At 47.9% G+C, this 284-nt stretch carries 1 pseudogene; it reads right to left on the reverse strand.

The annotated features are described in order from the left end of the window. Positions 1 to 284, reverse strand: a pseudogene (locus C1G53_RS12285) (DNA mismatch repair protein MutS); the annotation flags it as partial.

The raw sequence follows: 284 nt of genomic DNA on the forward strand, positions 1-284 counted from the left end.
GGACCACCTTCTGCAAGTGGCTCAGATCTCGCATCTGAGTCCGATGTAGGTAGCTGAGGAGTTTACCTGCCGCAGCCTTTTCCAAGTCTGTCAAGGAGTTGTCAATCAGCTGGACATCTTCCGTCACCTCATCCTCAAAAGAGAGCAGGAGGTTCATCTGGTTCGAAAAGACCTGCTCTTCTTCCTCAGATAAAGCATAGCCGATGACCAATTCACGTGCCCGTAAATTGCGGATCTCACCGCAAAGACTAGTAAAATCATCCAAACTAGTCACAAAAAACTGA

Origin of the sequence: Streptococcus suis (assembly GCF_002960445.1) — a bacterium.
Classification (GTDB): domain Bacteria; phylum Bacillota; class Bacilli; order Lactobacillales; family Streptococcaceae; genus Streptococcus; species Streptococcus hyiners.